This is a genomic window from Arcobacter sp. s6 (genome assembly GCF_040884245.1).
Lineage (GTDB): Bacteria > Campylobacterota > Campylobacteria > Campylobacterales > Arcobacteraceae > Aliarcobacter.
This window is the reverse complement of the sequence record NZ_JBEVTN010000010.1, coordinates 66,421-84,377: the sequence shown is the minus strand read 5'-3', so window position 1 is coordinate 84,377 and position 17,957 is coordinate 66,421. Positions and strand designations below refer to the sequence as shown.

Below are 17,957 nucleotides of genomic sequence, written 5' to 3'. Positions count from 1 at the left end.
GATAACTCCTAAATTTAGGTTTTTAATTGTCTCTTTCTAAATATTCTTCATCACCCATTTTATCATTTTTTCCACGAGCTATTACATGAATTGGTGTACCTTCAAAATTAAAATTATCTCTTAAGTAATTTATTAAATATCTTTTATACGAGAAGTGTAAAAGGCTTGGTTTATTCATTACAAGAGCAATTTTAGGCGGTCTTGTACTAAATTGAGTTGTATAATAAATTCTTAAATACGCACCATTTGGACTTGGCATTGAGTGTCTAATTACTGCTTCTTCAATAACTTTATTAAGTTGAGAAGTTGGAATTCTTTGAGTATAATTATTATGAATCTCAATAATTTTTTCTTTTAATCTTTCAATACTTCTTCCTGTTTTTGCAGAAACAGCAATAATAGGAGCATAAGATAAAAATCTAAATCTTCTTCTAATTTCTTCTTGCATTTTTTCAAAAGTTTCCATATTCTCGTCCCATTTATTTAGAACAATAATAGTACCTAATCCATATTCATCAACTAATCCAGCAATTTTTTCATCTAAATCAGCAAGAGGAGCAGAAGCATCTAAGATAACAAGAGCCATATTAGCTTTTTCTAACATCTCTTTTGTTCTCATTAAGGCATATTTTTCAATACCTTCAATACTTCCTCTTCTTCTTAATCCTGCTGTATCTACAAATGTAATTTCTTTGTCTTTGTATTCAAAAGATTCATCAACAGGATCGATTGTAGTTCCTGCAATTGGAGAAACAACAGATCTTTCTTCTCCTAAAATTGCATTTAACATAGAAGACTTTCCTACATTTACTTTTCCAATTATTGCAACTCTTATTTTATTATCATCAACTTTTTCTTCTTCTATAATTTCTTCTGAATCAAAGTTTCCATTGTCTTCACTTGAATAATCTTCATCATCATAATCAGGATCTTCTAATCTAGCTTTTCTTAAAGCTTCTGCTTCTTCATTTGCTACTGTTTCAAGATTAACAGGAAGATGTTGATAAATCCAATCAAATAAATTTTTAGTTCCTCTATTATGAGAAACAGATATTCCAAAAAGATTTTCATCCCCTATTCCAAATTCAAAGAATTCCCAAAGTCTTTCTAATTCCTTATCATTATCAATTTTATTTACAATTAGCGCTAATTCTTTTCCTAATCTTTGAAGCTCATAAAATAATTCTTTATCCTTATCATCAGGTATGTTCTTACCATCAACCATAAAAAGTATTATATCAGCCTCTTTTGCTGTTTCAATAGCTTTTCTTTTTACATTTGAAAATATAGCATCATTTGTGTCATCAATACCACCTGTATCAAGCATTAAGGCTTTTCTATCTAATATTTCAATTTCATGTTTTCTAATATCCCTAGTTGTACCTGCTAAATCTGATACAATAGCAATTCTTTTATTTGCAATTCGATTGAATAATGAAGATTTCCCTACATTTGGCTGACCAATTAATGCAATTTTTTTTAATGTTTTATCCATAAATTTTTTTAATCCTATTTTTTATTATAAACTAAAAAAGGTATTAGCTTTTCTGCTAATACCTTTTTCATAACAAAAGCTTTTTTTAATAAAGTCCAAATTTGCCTTGAACTGAGCTTTTATAAAGAACTCTCATATTATCATCTTTATCCATAAATACTTTGAATTGTGCATCAGATCCTTTTAAATCTTCTAATGCTTCTTCAATGTCTATTGGTTTATAAGATGTTAATCTTACAGGAGCAATTTCATCTTCAAATTTTTCTAATTCTAATGCTATACCATCTTGAATTTCATTTGCAACAACTTCTGTTAATTTTGTAGCTTTATGAGCTGCAATTTTATCATGATGTCTTCTTAGTACTTTAGATACTCTATCAACAGCTATATCAATAGCTGAATATAAATCTTTATCTTTTTGTTTTACAACAACAGTATCTAAATGTGCAATGTTTAAAGTGAATTCAAATGAGAAAGCTTTTTTACCATGTTTTTCTTCTTGAGAAATAATTGAATTTACAGAAATAATATCTAAATTATATTTTTTAAATACTTCTATTGAGCTATTAATATACTCTTTAATAGCATCTGTTAAATCTATGTGTCTTCCTACAATACTTGTATTCATAACATACTCCTTAATTATATTTTATTTATTTTAACATAAATAATATTAAATAGCAGCAAGTGTCTAAAAAATAACACTTGCATAACCTTGTGTATAATTAAAAAATTAAAGAATTTATATTAAGAATCACTAGTACTACTATCAATTAATAGCTGTAAAGATGCAAAAGCATTCTCCATTTGTGTAATCAAAACTGTATAGGCAGCAAATTGAGTAGCCATAGCTGTATATTTTTCATCTAATTTTTCTGATGCTGTATCATAATCATCACTTAATGTATCTAAATAAGTATTTAATTTATCTTCATATGTTGTTAAAAGACCATCTGAAGAATCTAATGAATCCAGATAAGTTTTTAATCTTGTTCCTATTCCCTCTTTTTCAGCATATCCTGTAAATAGTTCTTTTATATCATCATAGTTATTAGTTACCGCATTTGTTAATGTAGTACTATCTACATTCATATATCCATCACTATCAAAAGAAATCCCATATTTAAACATATTTTCTTCATTACTTAATCCATAGGTATCAAATAAAATTTCTTTTATAGTAGACATCATTGTTTTTAATGTACTTGAATCTGAAATAGTTGCAGCATTATCCTCATCACCTAAAGTATATGAATCTATTAAATCTACTAAATCATTGTATTTAGATGCAATATCTTGAATTCTAGTAACAATAGTACTTGTATCTCTTTCCATACTGATTGAAGAATTTGATGTATCAGTATCTACTGCAACAGCTTTAATAATTAAACCATTTTGCATTGTAATCTTATTTGATGAAACATCATAATTAACACCATCAATTGTTGCTTTCATATTTTGAGCTGCTAAAACATTTACAAAACCTAAATCAACATCACCACTTTGTGAAATTGTTATTGCATTAGCTGTACCACTTTCTTTACTTTTAGCAATCATACGATATTCTGTATCATTAACTTTTTCTAAACTAACATCCAACTTAGAATTATAACTGATCTCTTCAATGAGATCTTCATAAGATTTTCCTGTAGTTGTAAAAGAATAAGCAGTTCCTCCAACTGTAATAGTCATAGTTCCACTACTCATTGTTGAAGTAATATCAGATATAGTATTTGATTGATAAACATCTTTTTGAGCCAATTGTTGAACCGATACAGTTATCGTTCCTGGATTTAACTTAGATGTATCTGCGGCATCAAAACTAACTGAACTTCCTGTTGTTGTAGCTGTAATTTCATCAAAAATATTTGTACCACTTGTAAATAAATCAAAATCATCAACTAAATCTAAAAGCTCAGAAACCATAGTTTGGATTTCTGATAAAGCATCTAATTCAGCTTGGGTTTCTTCTTGACTTGCTGTTATAGGATCAAGGATACTTGTACTTTCTGCTGTTTTTAATTTTGTTATTAATTCTGAACTTAAATCGACACTTCCCGAACTTCCTAGTCCTAATATTCCTTCTGCCATTTTTTATCCTTTACATATTTAATAAAGTTTGTAACATTTCATCAACAGTTGATATAACTTTTGCATTTGCTTCATAAGCTGCTTGATACTGAAGAAGATTTATCATCTCAGTATCAGGATCAACTTTTGTAAGATTATTATATGTTGTTTCTAATGAATTTACAACTGCATTTTGAGATTCTAATTTAAAACTATTATCTTCAACATTTGAAGATATAGTTACCAATAAACTTTTATAAAAGTCTACGAAAGAAGTAGTTTCATTACCTATTGTAATATCATCATTCCATTGTATTTGTGCTAAGTTTTCTAAGTCATCATTAGTTAAAGAATTTACATTATCAGATATAAAACTTAATGAATCAACACTTGAACCGTAAAATAAAGGTGTTGCACTATTAGAATTAACTGTATCTACAAATGCTTGAGCAAAATCATCTAAACTATTTTTGTATTCATAGATATTTGAAGTTGAAGATGTAAGTTCTTCTGTTAAAGCTTTTAATGATCCTCCACTTAGTGCTAATTCATTATTATATACAGCAAGAGAAACATTGTTTTCAGCTTCTACTGAATTACTATTTTTTAATATTTCAGTTCCATTTAAAGAGATAGCAATATCAAACTTACCTTCTTCTCCTTCTATATCAGAAGTGATAATTAAATTATTACTTGTATCTAAAGAAGCTGTGAAGTTAGCAAATTCTGAACTAGCATTTATCTTATCCATAATTTGTTCTTTTGCAGTTTTACCTACAATAGCAGAATCTATTGTTAATTTTGTGGAAGTATTATTTAATACAATTGAAATCTTATCTCCAGTACTAAAATCAACAGTATCAAAATCACTTGAATTATAAATATCTTTTTGCGCAATGTTTTCTTCTTTAATACTTATTTCATGTAGATTTGTATTATTGAAAATCACATTAACACCTGATAGTTTTAAATTATAAGTATTACTTGATCTATTAACTTGAACATCAACATATTCTGACAACTTTTTTTCTAGAAGATCTCTTTTATCTAATAAATCAACTGATTCTGTATTACTTTTTAAAATTTGCTCATTAAGAGAAACTATTTGTTCTAAAATATTGTTTACAGTTTTTACATCATCTTCTAACTGAGTTTTTGTACTTGATATTGTTTCATTTAAATTTTCATTTAAAGATTGTATTCCCTCAACTATAAATCCTGCTTGAGAAGAAAAATCATTTTTATAAATCAAATTTGTTGAATCACCTCTTAATGTTTCTAAAGAGTCAAGAAAATTACTCAAAGTGCTAGAAAAACCAGTATTTTCAGTTTCACTAAACATCATCTCAACATTACTTAAGATAGAATCTTCAGCTTCATAATATGAGGATAAACTATCTTGAGAAACTAATTTGTCATATAAATATACACTAGTACTTCTTGTAACAGAATCAAAAGATACTCCATTTCCTATATCATCTTCTAAAGTAGTTAGTTCTGATGTATTAATGGTTCTTTTTACATAACCTGCTGTATTTTCATTAGCAATATTATTTGATGTAACGTCAACTGAATACTTTGCAGCATCTAGTCCACTTCTTCCAATATATAAAGAGTTAATCATAATATCCTCCTATAAATATTCTTTTCATTTCAAAGCTTAATTATTTTAAATAATCAACAAGAGATAAATTATTTATCTTGTTTATTGTTGAATACAAAGCAGTATAAGTGTTTTGTAATGACTGTGATTCAATTGCAAGTGCTGTTAAATCAGCACCGGCATAAGTTTCATAAAGAATATTAAAATTTGTTAATTTTGCTTCAGTTATTTGCTCATAGTTATCAATATAAGAAGTTCTTGTTCCTAATATTGCATGATTTAAATTTACATTATCATAAGCTGACCCAATTTTTTCCAAAGAATTAGATAAAATTTGATTTGCTGCATCTTCTGTAATTGCATTTCCACTTGAATCTTGTTGTCTTAGCGCATTTATTATTTGATCTAAAGTATCAAATATTGAAGTTTTCGATTCTAATGCTGTAGTGATAGAATTCGCTGTATAAGTTCCATCACTATTAACTGTTATAGGAAGAGAGGCTACATTAGTATTTGAACTATCTCCATTTAAAAATAAACCATAATCACCTAAACCAGTAGTATCTACTAATCCATATTCATTACCATCTTTATCTAATATTCTTTCATTTGTACTAAAAGTTAGACTAGATCCTACTTCAGCACTTTGGCTTGGCGTATATAAAAGTTCTATACCATTCACTCCTTGAGTAGCATAAGTTTTATCTTCTACATTTAGAGTTTTATTGTCATATGAACCAGTATAGTTAATTTTTCCACTTACAGCATCTTTTTCAAAAGATGCTGAATCTGTATTTTTACCAGAAAATACATACTGTCCATTTACACTACTATTAACTAAATTAAATATAGTTTCTTTTTTAGATTCAATATTTGCTGCGATTATTTCTTTTGTATCACTATTATTGGTTCCATTTAAAGCTTCTAATACTAAACTCTGTACTGACTTAACAGAATTTTTCATATTTGATACGGCTGAGTCACTTGTATCATTATATGCACCAGATAGTTGAATTTTGTCTAAAATACTAGTATATGATTTTACGTTATTCTTCACAGATAATATTTCGTTATATTGTTTTGAATTATCACTTCCGTATTGTAGTGCATCACCACTACTTAAACCATATGTATTTTTTTCACTTCTTTTGTTTAACATATCTAAGTTGAACATAATATTGTTTATAGAACTAACCATAATAAACTCCTAATTATTTTTTTAGGTTGATTAATGTTTGCAAAATATCATCAGCTGTAGTAATAGATTTTGCATTTGCTTCAAATGCTCTTTGAAATACCATTAAATTAACTAAACTTTCACTTAAGTCAGCTTTACTAAGTTCTAAAGTTTCACCTGCAATAGAAACACCATTATCATTTGCTACAGAATAAACAGGATTTCCACTTTCAGTTGTTTTAGCGTATAAGTTATCTCCAATTGCTTCTAATCCAATATTATTAGTAAATTGTGCAATAGCAACTTGACCTATTACATAGTCGATTCCATCTTGAGTCATAGTTACAAGTCCTGTATCATCTACAGAAAATTCACCAAAAGCAGAATCAGTTAATCCTAAGGAATCCAATTTTAATTGTAAAGATTTTAAAGATGATGTTTGATCAACTGTAGAAACAATTTGCATAAATTCTGCACCAGCACCAGTATTTCCACTAATATCAAGATTTTTATCTTTTGTGTATGTTTTCGTAGCAGAAAAATCAGTAAATTTTAAAACTCCAGAAAATTCTTCTCCAGCTTCTTTTGATTTAATTACCAAATTTCCATTAATATTTTGTGCCTCAACTAAAAGACTTAATTCAGGATCTGTATTTATTTTTGTAACTAATGCATCTATAGCTTCAACTTCTGTGTCAATTGTAGTTGCTGTATAAGAAACAGTTACTCCCGTTAAATCTCCTATTGTATAAGAAATAGAATCACCTGCTGCAAATCCTTGAGCAACATCTAAGTCATCACTGAAAATATCAGATGTTTTAAAAGCATCTAATTGATTACCTCCAACTGCATCTCTTAAAGCTTCCATTGCACTTTGAACAGCAGCTTCCCCAGAACCCACAACATTTTCAGTAATAGTTGTTTTCATTCCATCTACTTCTGTTGTTCCAGATACTTCAACTACATCTCCAACAGTAAAGGCATCACCTGGTATTATAGAATCTATTTTTATATTTCCTTTTAATACATCAGCATATGCAGTACTTGCATCATATGGAGCTGAAGCACTTACTGTATATCCTTTTAATCCTGTAATATTAGAAATTTTATCAGCTAAACCTTCGTAGGTTGCAATTCTACTTGCATACATATTATATTCTGCATCTGTTGTAATAACTGTTGGACTCAGTGCAGCATCCAATGCAGCTTTTTGAGTCGTAGTTGCTGTTGTATCTATATAATTTTGAGTAATTTTACTTCCATCAATATAAACATATATTTGATCACCTACCGCATCAAGATTTGAATTATTTACATCAAAAGTTAATAATGTACTTTGAGCAGTAGAAGGACTAGTTGTTGCTGAAGGATCTTCAGCATAATCTGATAAAGCATTTGAATAATTTGTAATTAAAGCTTCAATATCAGAAATTTTTGTAGATTGAGTTTTTGCTCCAGAACCTGATAACTCAGATGCATCCCCTACTGCTGAAGAACTGTAATCAGACATTTTTGCAGCATAAGTTTCTACTTTATTAGTAAATTGTACTACTTGATTCCCAGCTATTTGAGTAAATACATCTGTAAAAGAATCAAGATTACTATTGGTTGAAGTTACATCTGCATCTGCATCTATTGCGCTTAATGCCCAACCTTGAACTTCATTTCCATTGGAATCTTGTAAAGTTCCATTTTCACCCATTCTAAAATTTCCAGCTCTAGTGAAATAATTCTCAGAAGTTCCAGTAGCACTCTTGTTTGCAACAACAAAAAAACCATCTCCATTAAGTGCCATATCATAAGACGAACCAGTAATATTTAAACTTCCTTGTATGAACTGTTTTTCTGCACTTGTAACTTTAGCACCTTTTCCGATGCTACCTTGATACATTAAATCTGCAAAAGAAACTCTTGAAGCTTTGTATCCAACAGTATTTACGTTGGCAATATTATTTGATTCGTTATCTAAGGCTGTTTGCTGAGACGAAAGTCCAGCAATTCCTGTCCATAATGTACTAATCATTTTAAATCCTTTATGATTAAATAGTGGTTCTCACTATATTAATCATAAGCTTTAAATGTAAATATATGGTATGTGTAGTATAAATGAAACTAATGCTATTTAAACAGTTAGTAACAATTAGTAAATTTTTGTAATATCATTATATGAAATAGTTTTTATATCACTTGCATATGCAGTTGCTGTGTCTTGTGTATAATTCAAAGTTGAATTACTTTGAGATAATGATGATGAACCATTACTTACAGAAACAACCATTTGATATTTACCACTAGTATTTTGAGCCATCGAAGCTGTAATTCCAGAAACATTATTTATTTCTGCAGCTAAATCTTCATATGATTTATTATAAGTTGAAAAAGTATAACTTGCATTATCACCATTTTTTAAAGTAATAGTTCCATTTTCATTTGTTGAATTAACAGTATCTGAGGAACTATCTACAGCATCAAAATAGTAAACATCATAAAAATTTTCTAATTCATAAGCTGTTAAAGATATAGATCCATCATTCATAGCAACTGATGAAACTTTATATTGTTTAGGATTACCATCACTATCAATATCACCATTTTCGACAATACTACCAATAATATTAGCAGAACTTGCTAGTGCAGATTGTTCAAAAGTAGATTGTAACGATTCCATTGCTGCAACAGTTGCAGTATTTGCATCAAGAGTAGATAATTGTAATTGAGTGCTTAACATTGAAGCGGAGTCAACTGTATTAGTTGGATCTTGTAGTTTTATTTCAGTAAGCATTAATGTAATAAAATCAGAACTTTCTAATGAATCGTTACTTACAGCTGTTGTGTAACTATTTCCATATGCATCAGTTGCTGCACTTGTTGTTACTGAACTTGTTGTTGCCATAATATACTCCTAATTTTAAAGAATACTAAATTCTAACTTTTATAAGTAAATATATGGTATTTTAAAGTAAATAAAAGGTAAATATAAAATTACAATTGATTAATTAATTTATATCCAACCCCTCTAATTGAAATTATATATTTAGGCTTTTTAGGATTTTCTTCTATTTTTGCTCTAACACGTCCAATTAAAACATCAATACTTTTATATGAACTTTCATATTTTATTGAATCAACATTAGATAATAATTCTTCTCTAGATATTACAAAACCACTTTTTTGAATCATATATTGTAAAATAAAATATTCCGCATTAGTTAATTCAACTAAAACATTATTTTTATAAATTTCCATTTTAGATTCATCAAAAATAAATACTTGATCTTTATTTAAAGTAGTATTTTCATTAATTATTAGATTATTAAATCTTTTTAAAATTGCTTTTATTCTTAAAATTAATTCTTGCATATCATATGGTTTTGGCATAAAATCATCAGCTCCATAAGAAAAACAAGCTATTTTATCGCCTAAAAATGCTCTTTGTGTTGAAATGATAATTGGAGTTTCGTAACGTAATCGTATTAATCTACAAACTTCTATACCATCTATATTTGGTAGGGTTAAATCAAGTATAATTAAATTATATTTTTTAAGTGCCAGAGCTGAAATTCCTAGCTCTGGGGTTTCATAATTTGTAACTTCGATATTATATTGTTTTAAATATTTAATTAAATTATTAGCGAATTCAAGATCATCTTCTATCATCAAAATATTAATCAAAATTACTCCTTGTTTACATTTGAAAATATATTATATCAATATAAAACAAAAAGTAACAATTTTAAACTAATATTTCTCTGTTACCTTTAGCATTAACTTCTGACAGAATACCCGACTGCTCAAGTTGTTCTACAATAGTTGCTGCTCTGTTATATCCAATTCTAAGTCTTCTTTGAATATAAGATATAGATGTTTTTTTCTCTGTTAAAACTATTTCTTTAGCATCATTATATAATTCATCCAATTCTGTAATTTCTGTTGTATTTGAAGAATTTAATGAACTTTGAGTATTTCTATCTTTTATGAAGTTCATATCATATTCAACTACTCTTTGATCTTTTAAGAAGTCAACTACTCTTTCAATTTCAGCTTCAGTTGACCAAGGAGCATGAATTCTTACAAGTCCAGACATTCCAGGAGGTGTAAATAACATATCTCCTCTACCTAAAAGTGATTCAGCTCCCATAGAATCTAAGATAATTTTAGAATCTATTTTTTGCCCTACTTTATAAGATAATCTACTTGGTAAATTTGCTTTAATAAGTCCTGTTACAACATCAACCGATGGTCTTTGAGTTGCTACTATTAAATGAATTCCAGAAGCTCTTGCCATTTGCGCAAGCCTTGCTATTGAGTACTCTACATCTTTTCCACTTGTCATCATCAAATCTGCTAACTCATCAATTACAACAACAATATAAGGCATTGTTTCATAACCTTCAATTTTTGCCTTCTCATTATAATTTTCAATATTTTTTGTTTTCGTTTTTGACATTAGAGTATAACGTCTTTCCATTTCACTAACCATATTGGCTAAGGCATTTATAGCATCGCCTGCTTTTGTAATTACAGGAGTTAAAAGATGTGGAATATCGTTATACATTGAAAATTCAAGCATTTTTGGGTCAATCATTACAAGTCTTAAATTATCTGGAGAATTTTTATATAATAATGACAAAATCATTGAATTAATTCCAACAGATTTTCCTGATCCTGTAGTTCCTGCAATCAAAAGATGTGGAAGTTTTTTAAGGTCTGTAATAAATGGTTTTCCAACTATATCTTTTCCTAAAATCATAGTAAGTGGAGATTTAGAATTTTGAAAAATTTCACTATCTAGCATCTCTTTTAAATATATAGTTTGAGTATCTTCATTTGGAACTTCAATTCCAACCACATCTTTTCCTGGAATTGGAGCTTGAATTCTTATAGTTTGGGCCTTAAGTGCCATTGCTAAATCATCTTGAAGATTTAATATTTTAGATACTTTAACATTTGGAGCTGGTTTGAACTCAAAAGTTGTAACAACTGGACCTGTATAAGTTCGTACAACATCTCCATCAATTTTAAACATTGCTAATTTATCAAGTAAGTCACTTATTTTTTGATCAATAAATGCTTCTGATACTTTTGATTTGTTATCTTTTGGTGAATCTTGAAAAAAAGAGCTTGGAGGTAGTTTAAAATTTTTAGGCTTTTCAGTTTTCCCAACTTCTATTTGTTCTAAAAGTTTTTTATTTTCTTCTAATTCTTCAACTATTATTCCATGAGATTCAACAACATCAATCTTTTTACTGAAATCATCTTCTTCAAATAGTGATGTTTCATAAAGTTCATTGTCTTTAATCTCTTCTATTTCTTCATAAATTTCTGGTTCAATAATTTTTGAAGGTTTTGAAACAGTTTTTATTTCTGGCATACTTTTATTCAAATTTCTATCTATATTATTTAAAATTGCTTTAGTATTTTCTTCAACTCTTTTTTCTCTTCGTTTATTCTCTATTTTTTTTATATCTAAACTATTTTTCAATTTTATTTTATTTTTTAGCTTAGCTAAATCACTAATTTCTAAATCTGAGTTTTCAAATAAAACTAATGCACATATAATAAATCCCACAAGAACAAAGAAATAAAGCCCTGCTCTTCCAATAACTGGAGATAAGGAATCTACTAAAATATTACCTATTTCTCCTCTATAATAAGGATTTTCAATAAGTAATGCTTGAAAAATTAAACAAACAAAAAGCAATAAAAAGACTACTAGAAAGTTTAAAAGCAAATCTTTTTCTTTGATATTCTTTCTAAAATTAAGTATATATAATGGATAAATAAAAAGTAATAAATATATATATGATAAATACCCAAAATATTTTTGTGAAAAACCAGAAAAAGTTGATCCAACATCTCCCACAACATCTTTTCCACTTTCAAAAGTAGAAAATTGGAAGTAAATAATAATAAATAAAATAATTAATGATATGATTCTCTTTGCGATTTTAAAACCTTTTTATTTTAATAAGTTCGAGATTTTACCTTGTAATCTAAGCCATTGTCTATGCTCAATCAAAGGAAACCCTGCCCATGATTTTTTAGGCTCAGTAATACTTTTTGTAACTCCACCACGTGCAGCAATTGTAGAGAATGCTGCAATTTCTAAGTGACCTGCAGTTGCACTTTGTCCACCCATTACAACATAAGCATTTAAAATACTAGATCCAGAAATCCCCACTTGTGCAACTAAAATTGAACCTCGCCCTATTTTACAATTATGTCCTACATGAACCAAATTATCAATTCGAACACCATCTTCTATAATTGTTGATTTAAATACAGCTCTATCAATAGTAGAATTTGCACCAATTTCTACATCATTTCCAATAGTTACATTACCGTTTTGATATATCTTGATATATTTACCATCTTTTGTATTTGCAAATCCAAAACCATCACTTCCTATTACAGTTCCTGCATGAATAATACAATCATTTCCAATAGTACAATCTCTGTAAACAGTAACATTAGGATAAATAATAGTGTTATTTCCTATTTTTACATTATCACCTATAAAAGCGCCTGCCATAATAGTACAATCGCTACCAATAACAGAATCTTTACCAATATAAACATTTGGCATTACTTTTGTTCCACCACCTACTAATGGTTTCTCTCCATCCATTTCTATAACATTTGGAGCAAATAGTTTTGTTATTTTTGCTAACATCAAATATGGTTCATCACAAATTAATGCAATTGTATTAGATGGAATTACACTTGCATTTTCTTTTGTAACTAAAACAGCTGCTGCTTTTGTATTTTTTAAATCTGATAAATATTTTTTATTTTCTAAAAAAGTAAGTTCATTTTCATTTGAATCTGTTAGAGTGTTTAATCCCGTTATCTCTTTTTCTTCTTGGCAATCAATACCAACAAAATCTGCAATCTCTTGAATAGTCATTTTTTATCCTTTAATTAGGATAAGATAAGAGTTTTTTACTCTTATCTTTCCATTGCTACTATACCACTTCTTACTACTTCAAGTGGATTGAATTTTTGCATAACTTTTATAAAGTTCATTATTCTAGCACTTGAATCAGTAGCTGAAACTATAATAGCTTCATCAGTAACATTTTGAATACTTCCATGGTAAGCACGTGCAATTACATCAATATCTGATAAATTATTATCAATTGAAAACTTCATTAAAACTGTATCTTTTTCTACAACATTTTTATGTTCATTTACTTTTAATACAGGAATTAATTTATTTAATTGTTTTACAATTTGATCAATAACTCTTTTATCACCTGTTGTAACAATAGTCATTCTTGAGTATTGACTTTCAGCTATTGGAGCAACTGTTAATGAATCAATATTATAACCTCGAGCTGAAAATAATCCAACAATTCTTGATAATACGTTATGTTCGTTTAGAACAATTACTGAAATAACTTGTCTAGTAGTTTCTGTATCGTAATAGTGATTAAAATTATTCATTATTTTCCTCCTTCAATTAAAGTCATTTCATTTAATGCATGACCATTTGGAACCATTGGTAATACCTCTTCATTTCTAGCAACAACTACTTCTATCATTGCTGGTTTTCTTTGTTCAACCGCATCTTTTAAAGCTGCATCAAATTCTTCTTTTGTTGTAACTCTATAACCTAATCCACCAAAAGCTTCAACTAGCATTTTAAAGTTTGGTTGAGCTGATAAATCAGTTTCTGATAATCTATTTCCGTAAAACATTGTTTGCCATTGTCTTACCATTCCTAAATAGTTGTTATTTAAAATAATATTAATAACAGGTAATTCATACTCAACACAAGTCATTAACTCTTGAATATTCATTAAAATTGAACCATCACCTGTAAAGTTAATAGATACTTTATCTGTTCCTTTAAGCGCTCTTGCAACACCCATAGCAGCTGGTAATCCAAATCCCATAGTTCCTAATCCACCTGATGTAATCCATTGTCTTGGATATGAAAATGGATAAAATTGGGCTGTCCACATTTGATGTTGTCCAACATCTGTAGAAATAACAGCTTTTTCACCTAATAATTTTCCAACTCTTTGTATTGGCCATTGAGGTTTAATAACTTCATTTGAATCAATATATCTCAAAGGCTCTTTTTCTCTGTAATCTCTTAATAATTCAACCCAGTTTGTATAATCATTAAACTCTATTTCACTATTATCAATAGCTTCAATCATCGCCTTAACTGTAATTTTCAAATCTCCAACAATCGGATAATCAGGAACTACAAGTTTTGCAATTGAAGTTGGGTCGATATCCACATGAATAACTTTTGCTTTTGAAGCAAATTCATCAAGTCTTCCTGTTACCCTATCATCAAATCTAGCACCTAAAGAGATTAATAAATCTGTTTCATGAGCAGCCATATTAGCTGCAAACTCTCCATGCATTCCTAACATACCAAAAAATAATGGATTTTCATCACCCATTACCCCTCTTGCCATTAGTGTTTCAACTGCTGGAATATTTAACTTTTTAGCTAATTCTCTAATTTCAAATGAACAGTTAGATAAAACCGATCCTCCACCAACATATAACAATGGTTTTTTAGCATTTGAAATAGCTTCCATTGCTTTTTTTAATTGTCTTTTATTATAATTTATTGTTGGTTTATATGTTGGCATATTAACTTCAGTAGGATAAACAAAATCACCTATTTCTGCTGTAATATCTTTTGGAATATCAACATGCACAGGGCCAGGTCTTCCAGTACTTGCTATATGAAACGCTTCTTTAATAATTCTTGGTAAATCTTCAATCTTATTAACTAAATAATTATGCTTTGTACAAGGTCTTGAAATTCCAACTGCATCAATTTCTTGAAATCCATCTGAACCAATAATTGTAGTTGGAACTTGCCCTGAAATTACAACTAAAGGAATTGAATCCATATATGCATCTGCAAGTCCAGTAACTGCATTTGTAAATCCAGGTCCAGAAGTTACTATTGAAACTCCAACTTTTCCTGTTGCTCTTGCGTATCCCTCAGCCGCAATTATTGAAGCTTGCTCATGTCTATTTAGAATATGTTGAAAATGGTTTTGTTTATATATTTCATCATAGACGTTCATAATAGCGCCTCCAGGGTATCCAAATACTACTTCAACCCCTTCTTGATGTAATGATTCTACAACCATTTTTGCGCCAGTCATCTTCATAATAATTCTCCGTTGTTCTAAAAATAAGGAGATATTTTACTCAAAGATTAATTAAATTACGGTTTGATAAAACAATTAATTTAAATTTTTTTTTATTATCATTCATTAAATATAAATTTATATGCTATTAATTATAATTTAAGTACAATAATTTGATTTAAAAATTTGTTCAAAGGAGCTTTTTTATGGATATAAATAGTATAAATAATAATATTGCTAACCTCAATAATTCTTCTTCTTTACAATTAGAAAAATCTACTTCTTCTTCAAAAGTTTCAAATACTAGTAAAGATGCTTTAAATCTATCAATTAATGAATATAATAAAAAAAGAGATGAACTATCATTAAGTGTACAATCATTAAACAATGGCATTGGAATGACAAATGTTGCTCAAAATGCCATAGAAAAACAACAAAACAACTTAACAAATATTCAAAATAAACTTGAAATAATTGATACTTTTGAAAATAAAAATGATATAAAACAAAGTATAAATGATGAATTAAGATCTTTTAATCAAATTGCTTATGAAACCAAATATAATAAAGAATCTTTATTAACGATGGATTATTATGATGATAAAAACACTATTGATATAAATACAAAAACATCAAATTTTTCAATAGAAAAGCCTAATACAGCAGCAATAGCAAATGAAATTTTTGAAACTGTAAATAACAGTAATTTAAACGATACTAATGCTTTAAATGAAGTAGTAACAAAAGTTGATAATTCTGTTAATCAATTACAAAATATATATGATAACTTTACAGAATTAGGAAATAAATTAGAAATAAATGCCAAAGAAACTATACAAGAACAAGTTACTTTATTTACTGAAAATAAAATAAATAAAAATAAAGATTTTCAAAAAGATTCTGCTGATTTTTCAAAAACTAATATTACTTCAAATATGGGATATTTGGCAGCCTCACAAGCTAATATAGTTCAAGAACAAAGTGTAAGATTACTTTCTTAATTATTACACTTATTTAAACAATAATTTATAGCAACACCTTCTCTTAAACCATCATCCAAAACTATTGATTCATTTTTATTTAGAACTTCAAATATTGCTTTATAAATAAAGATTCCCACCTCAATAAACTCAACTCTTCCTTTGCCAACTAATTTTGCTATTTCTTCTTTTGAAGAATTTTTAAAAATATTTAAACTATATTCTAAATCATTTAAATTTACTATTGCACCATTTACAATATTTCTATCATATGAAAAAAAGTCTTGACCTAATTTTATAGCTGCTATTGTTGTTGGAGTTCCAGCAGTTGCAACAAAACTATAGTCATTTAAATTTATATTTAATTTATCAAGAAATTCTTTTATCTCTTTTTTTCTAGAGTCTAAATCATTGTGTAAATCATGATATTTTAAATACTTTTGAGTCATAGTTACTATTCCAAAATCAAAACTATGAGCTTCATAGATATCATTTGTGTTTACAATAATTTCAGTTGAACCACCACCAATATCAAGAAGAATAAAATTTTTTGAATCTATTTTTTCTCTTTTTAATGCATATTGAACAGCTAATAAAGTAAGTCTTGCTTCTTCAAATCCATCAATTATTTCAAACTCTATATTTGTTTTATCTTTTAAGTAATTTAATACTTCTTTACTATTTGATGCTTTTCTCATGGCAGCTGTAGTAACACAAACTGCTTTTGATGGATTATAGTTTATAATTTCCACAGAGTGTAAAATCGCTTTTACAACTCTATCTTGTGCTTCTTTTGATATTAATCCTGTATCTACAAGACCATCAGCCATTCCTACAACTTCATTATATTCTGAAATAATTTTATGATTAATACAATCATATTTCAAAACACGAAAAGAGTTAGAGCCTAAATCTACACTTACTACTTCTTGATTCATTTAAGTTCTTATAAATGAGGTATTTTAATTTTTGAATTTAATAAATATCCAATTAAAATCATTAATAACAATACAAATGTTTCTGTAATAAAACCTGTTAAGAAAATTAAATAAACAAGCCATAATAAAATAGCTCCTAAAGGTGTAGGAACTCCTGTAAAGTATTTTTCAACTTTTCCTTCATCAGCATTTATATTAAACTGAATTAATCTTCTAAGTCCTGAAATTACATAATAAACAAATGCAAAAATAATTAAAGGCATACTCAAAAAAATCTCTTTAGTATCAATTACAGCAAAGAAAATAAACATAGTAGGAACAATGACAAATGATAAAAAATCTGCAAAAGAATCCAATTGAATACCAAATTGTGTTGATAGATTATATTTTCTAGCAATCTTACCATCAACAATATCGAAACCACCAGCTAACCATGCAAAAAGTGCTGCTGCAAAAAACTGATGATGAGTTAAAAAATATATTGCAAAAATTCCTGATGCAATATTAAAAAAAGTAACTATGTTAGCTAAATTAAAATGACTGTTTTTATTAAATAAAAAACTCAA

15 protein-coding genes are annotated in these 17,957 nt (G+C 27.9%); 1 reads left to right on the top strand and 14 read right to left on the bottom strand.

Annotated elements, in window-relative coordinates:
• Nucleotides 1-22 precede the first annotated feature (22 nt).
• The 12 genes from der to ABVS04_RS07550 all read right to left on the bottom strand — a co-directional run bounded on the left by der (nucleotide 23) and on the right by ABVS04_RS07550 (nucleotide 15,494).
• Nucleotides 23-1,495 carry a ribosome biogenesis GTPase Der gene (gene der, locus ABVS04_RS07605; RefSeq protein ID WP_368030083.1) on the bottom strand — a complete coding sequence of 491 codons (1,473 nt, stop codon included), beginning with the start codon at nucleotides 1,493-1,495 and terminating at the stop codon, nucleotides 23-25.
• Nucleotides 1,496-1,580: 85 nt separating this feature from the next.
• Nucleotides 1,581-2,123 carry a ribosome-associated translation inhibitor RaiA gene (raiA, locus tag ABVS04_RS07600; RefSeq protein ID WP_368030082.1) on the bottom strand — a complete coding sequence of 181 codons (543 nt, stop codon included), beginning with the start codon at nucleotides 2,121-2,123 and terminating at the stop codon, nucleotides 1,581-1,583.
• Between the two features lie 119 nt (nucleotides 2,124-2,242).
• Nucleotides 2,243-3,586 carry a flagellar filament capping protein FliD gene (gene fliD / locus ABVS04_RS07595; protein WP_368030081.1) on the bottom strand — a complete coding sequence of 448 codons (1,344 nt, stop codon included), beginning with the start codon at nucleotides 3,584-3,586 and terminating at the stop codon, nucleotides 2,243-2,245.
• A 10-nt stretch (nucleotides 3,587-3,596) separates the two neighbouring features.
• Nucleotides 3,597-5,189 (bottom strand): flagellar hook-associated protein FlgK, encoded by a 1,593-nt coding sequence (locus ABVS04_RS07590; RefSeq protein ID WP_368030080.1) that lies wholly within the window; start codon nucleotides 5,187-5,189, stop codon nucleotides 3,597-3,599.
• A 40-nt stretch (nucleotides 5,190-5,229) separates the two neighbouring features.
• A complete protein-coding gene (locus ABVS04_RS07585; protein WP_368030079.1) occupies nucleotides 5,230-6,366 on the bottom strand; it encodes a hypothetical protein in 1,137 nt (378 codons plus the stop codon).
• Between the two features lie 13 nt (nucleotides 6,367-6,379).
• On the bottom strand, nucleotides 6,380-8,368 hold the full coding sequence (locus ABVS04_RS07580; protein WP_368030078.1) for a flagellar hook-basal body complex protein: 1,989 nt from the start codon (nucleotides 8,366-8,368) through the stop codon (nucleotides 6,380-6,382).
• Between the two features lie 117 nt (nucleotides 8,369-8,485).
• A complete protein-coding gene (locus tag ABVS04_RS07575; RefSeq protein ID WP_368030077.1) occupies nucleotides 8,486-9,238 on the bottom strand; it encodes a flagellar hook capping FlgD N-terminal domain-containing protein in 753 nt (250 codons plus the stop codon).
• A gap of 89 nt (nucleotides 9,239-9,327) precedes the next feature.
• Nucleotides 9,328-10,017 (bottom strand): response regulator transcription factor, encoded by a 690-nt coding sequence (locus tag ABVS04_RS07570; RefSeq protein WP_368030076.1) that lies wholly within the window; start codon nucleotides 10,015-10,017, stop codon nucleotides 9,328-9,330.
• Between the two features lie 61 nt (nucleotides 10,018-10,078).
• Nucleotides 10,079-12,208, bottom strand: a complete 2,130-nt coding sequence (locus ABVS04_RS07565; protein WP_368030075.1) for a DNA translocase FtsK — start codon at nucleotides 12,206-12,208, stop codon at nucleotides 10,079-10,081.
• A 96-nt stretch (nucleotides 12,209-12,304) separates the two neighbouring features.
• Nucleotides 12,305-13,252: a UDP-3-O-(3-hydroxymyristoyl)glucosamine N-acyltransferase gene (gene lpxD, locus ABVS04_RS07560; protein WP_368030074.1), complete on the bottom strand. Its 948-nt coding sequence runs from the start codon at nucleotides 13,250-13,252 to the stop codon at nucleotides 12,305-12,307.
• Between the two features lie 41 nt (nucleotides 13,253-13,293).
• Nucleotides 13,294-13,791, bottom strand: a complete 498-nt coding sequence (gene ilvN / locus ABVS04_RS07555; RefSeq protein ID WP_368030073.1) for an acetolactate synthase small subunit — start codon at nucleotides 13,789-13,791, stop codon at nucleotides 13,294-13,296.
• Nucleotides 13,791-15,494 (bottom strand): acetolactate synthase large subunit, encoded by a 1,704-nt coding sequence (locus tag ABVS04_RS07550; RefSeq protein ID WP_368030072.1) that lies wholly within the window; start codon nucleotides 15,492-15,494, stop codon nucleotides 13,791-13,793. The genes ilvN and ABVS04_RS07550 overlap by 1 nt, the downstream gene beginning before the upstream one ends.
• Nucleotides 15,495-15,679: 185 nt before the next feature.
• Here ABVS04_RS07550 and ABVS04_RS07545 point away from each other — a divergent pair, with 185 nt between their 5' ends.
• Nucleotides 15,680-16,474 (top strand): hypothetical protein, encoded by a 795-nt coding sequence (locus tag ABVS04_RS07545; protein ID WP_368030071.1) that lies wholly within the window; start codon nucleotides 15,680-15,682, stop codon nucleotides 16,472-16,474.
• Here ABVS04_RS07545 and ABVS04_RS07540 read toward each other — a convergent pair.
• Both ABVS04_RS07540 and ABVS04_RS07535 read right to left on the bottom strand, forming a co-directional pair.
• Nucleotides 16,471-17,391 (bottom strand): exopolyphosphatase, encoded by a 921-nt coding sequence (locus ABVS04_RS07540; protein ID WP_368030070.1) that lies wholly within the window; start codon nucleotides 17,389-17,391, stop codon nucleotides 16,471-16,473. The two genes, ABVS04_RS07545 and ABVS04_RS07540, sit on opposite strands and share 4 nt — an antisense overlap.
• 8 nt (nucleotides 17,392-17,399) lie before the next feature.
• Nucleotides 17,400-17,957 (bottom strand): phosphatidylcholine/phosphatidylserine synthase, encoded by a 558-nt coding sequence (locus tag ABVS04_RS07535; protein ID WP_368030123.1) that lies wholly within the window; start codon nucleotides 17,955-17,957, stop codon nucleotides 17,400-17,402.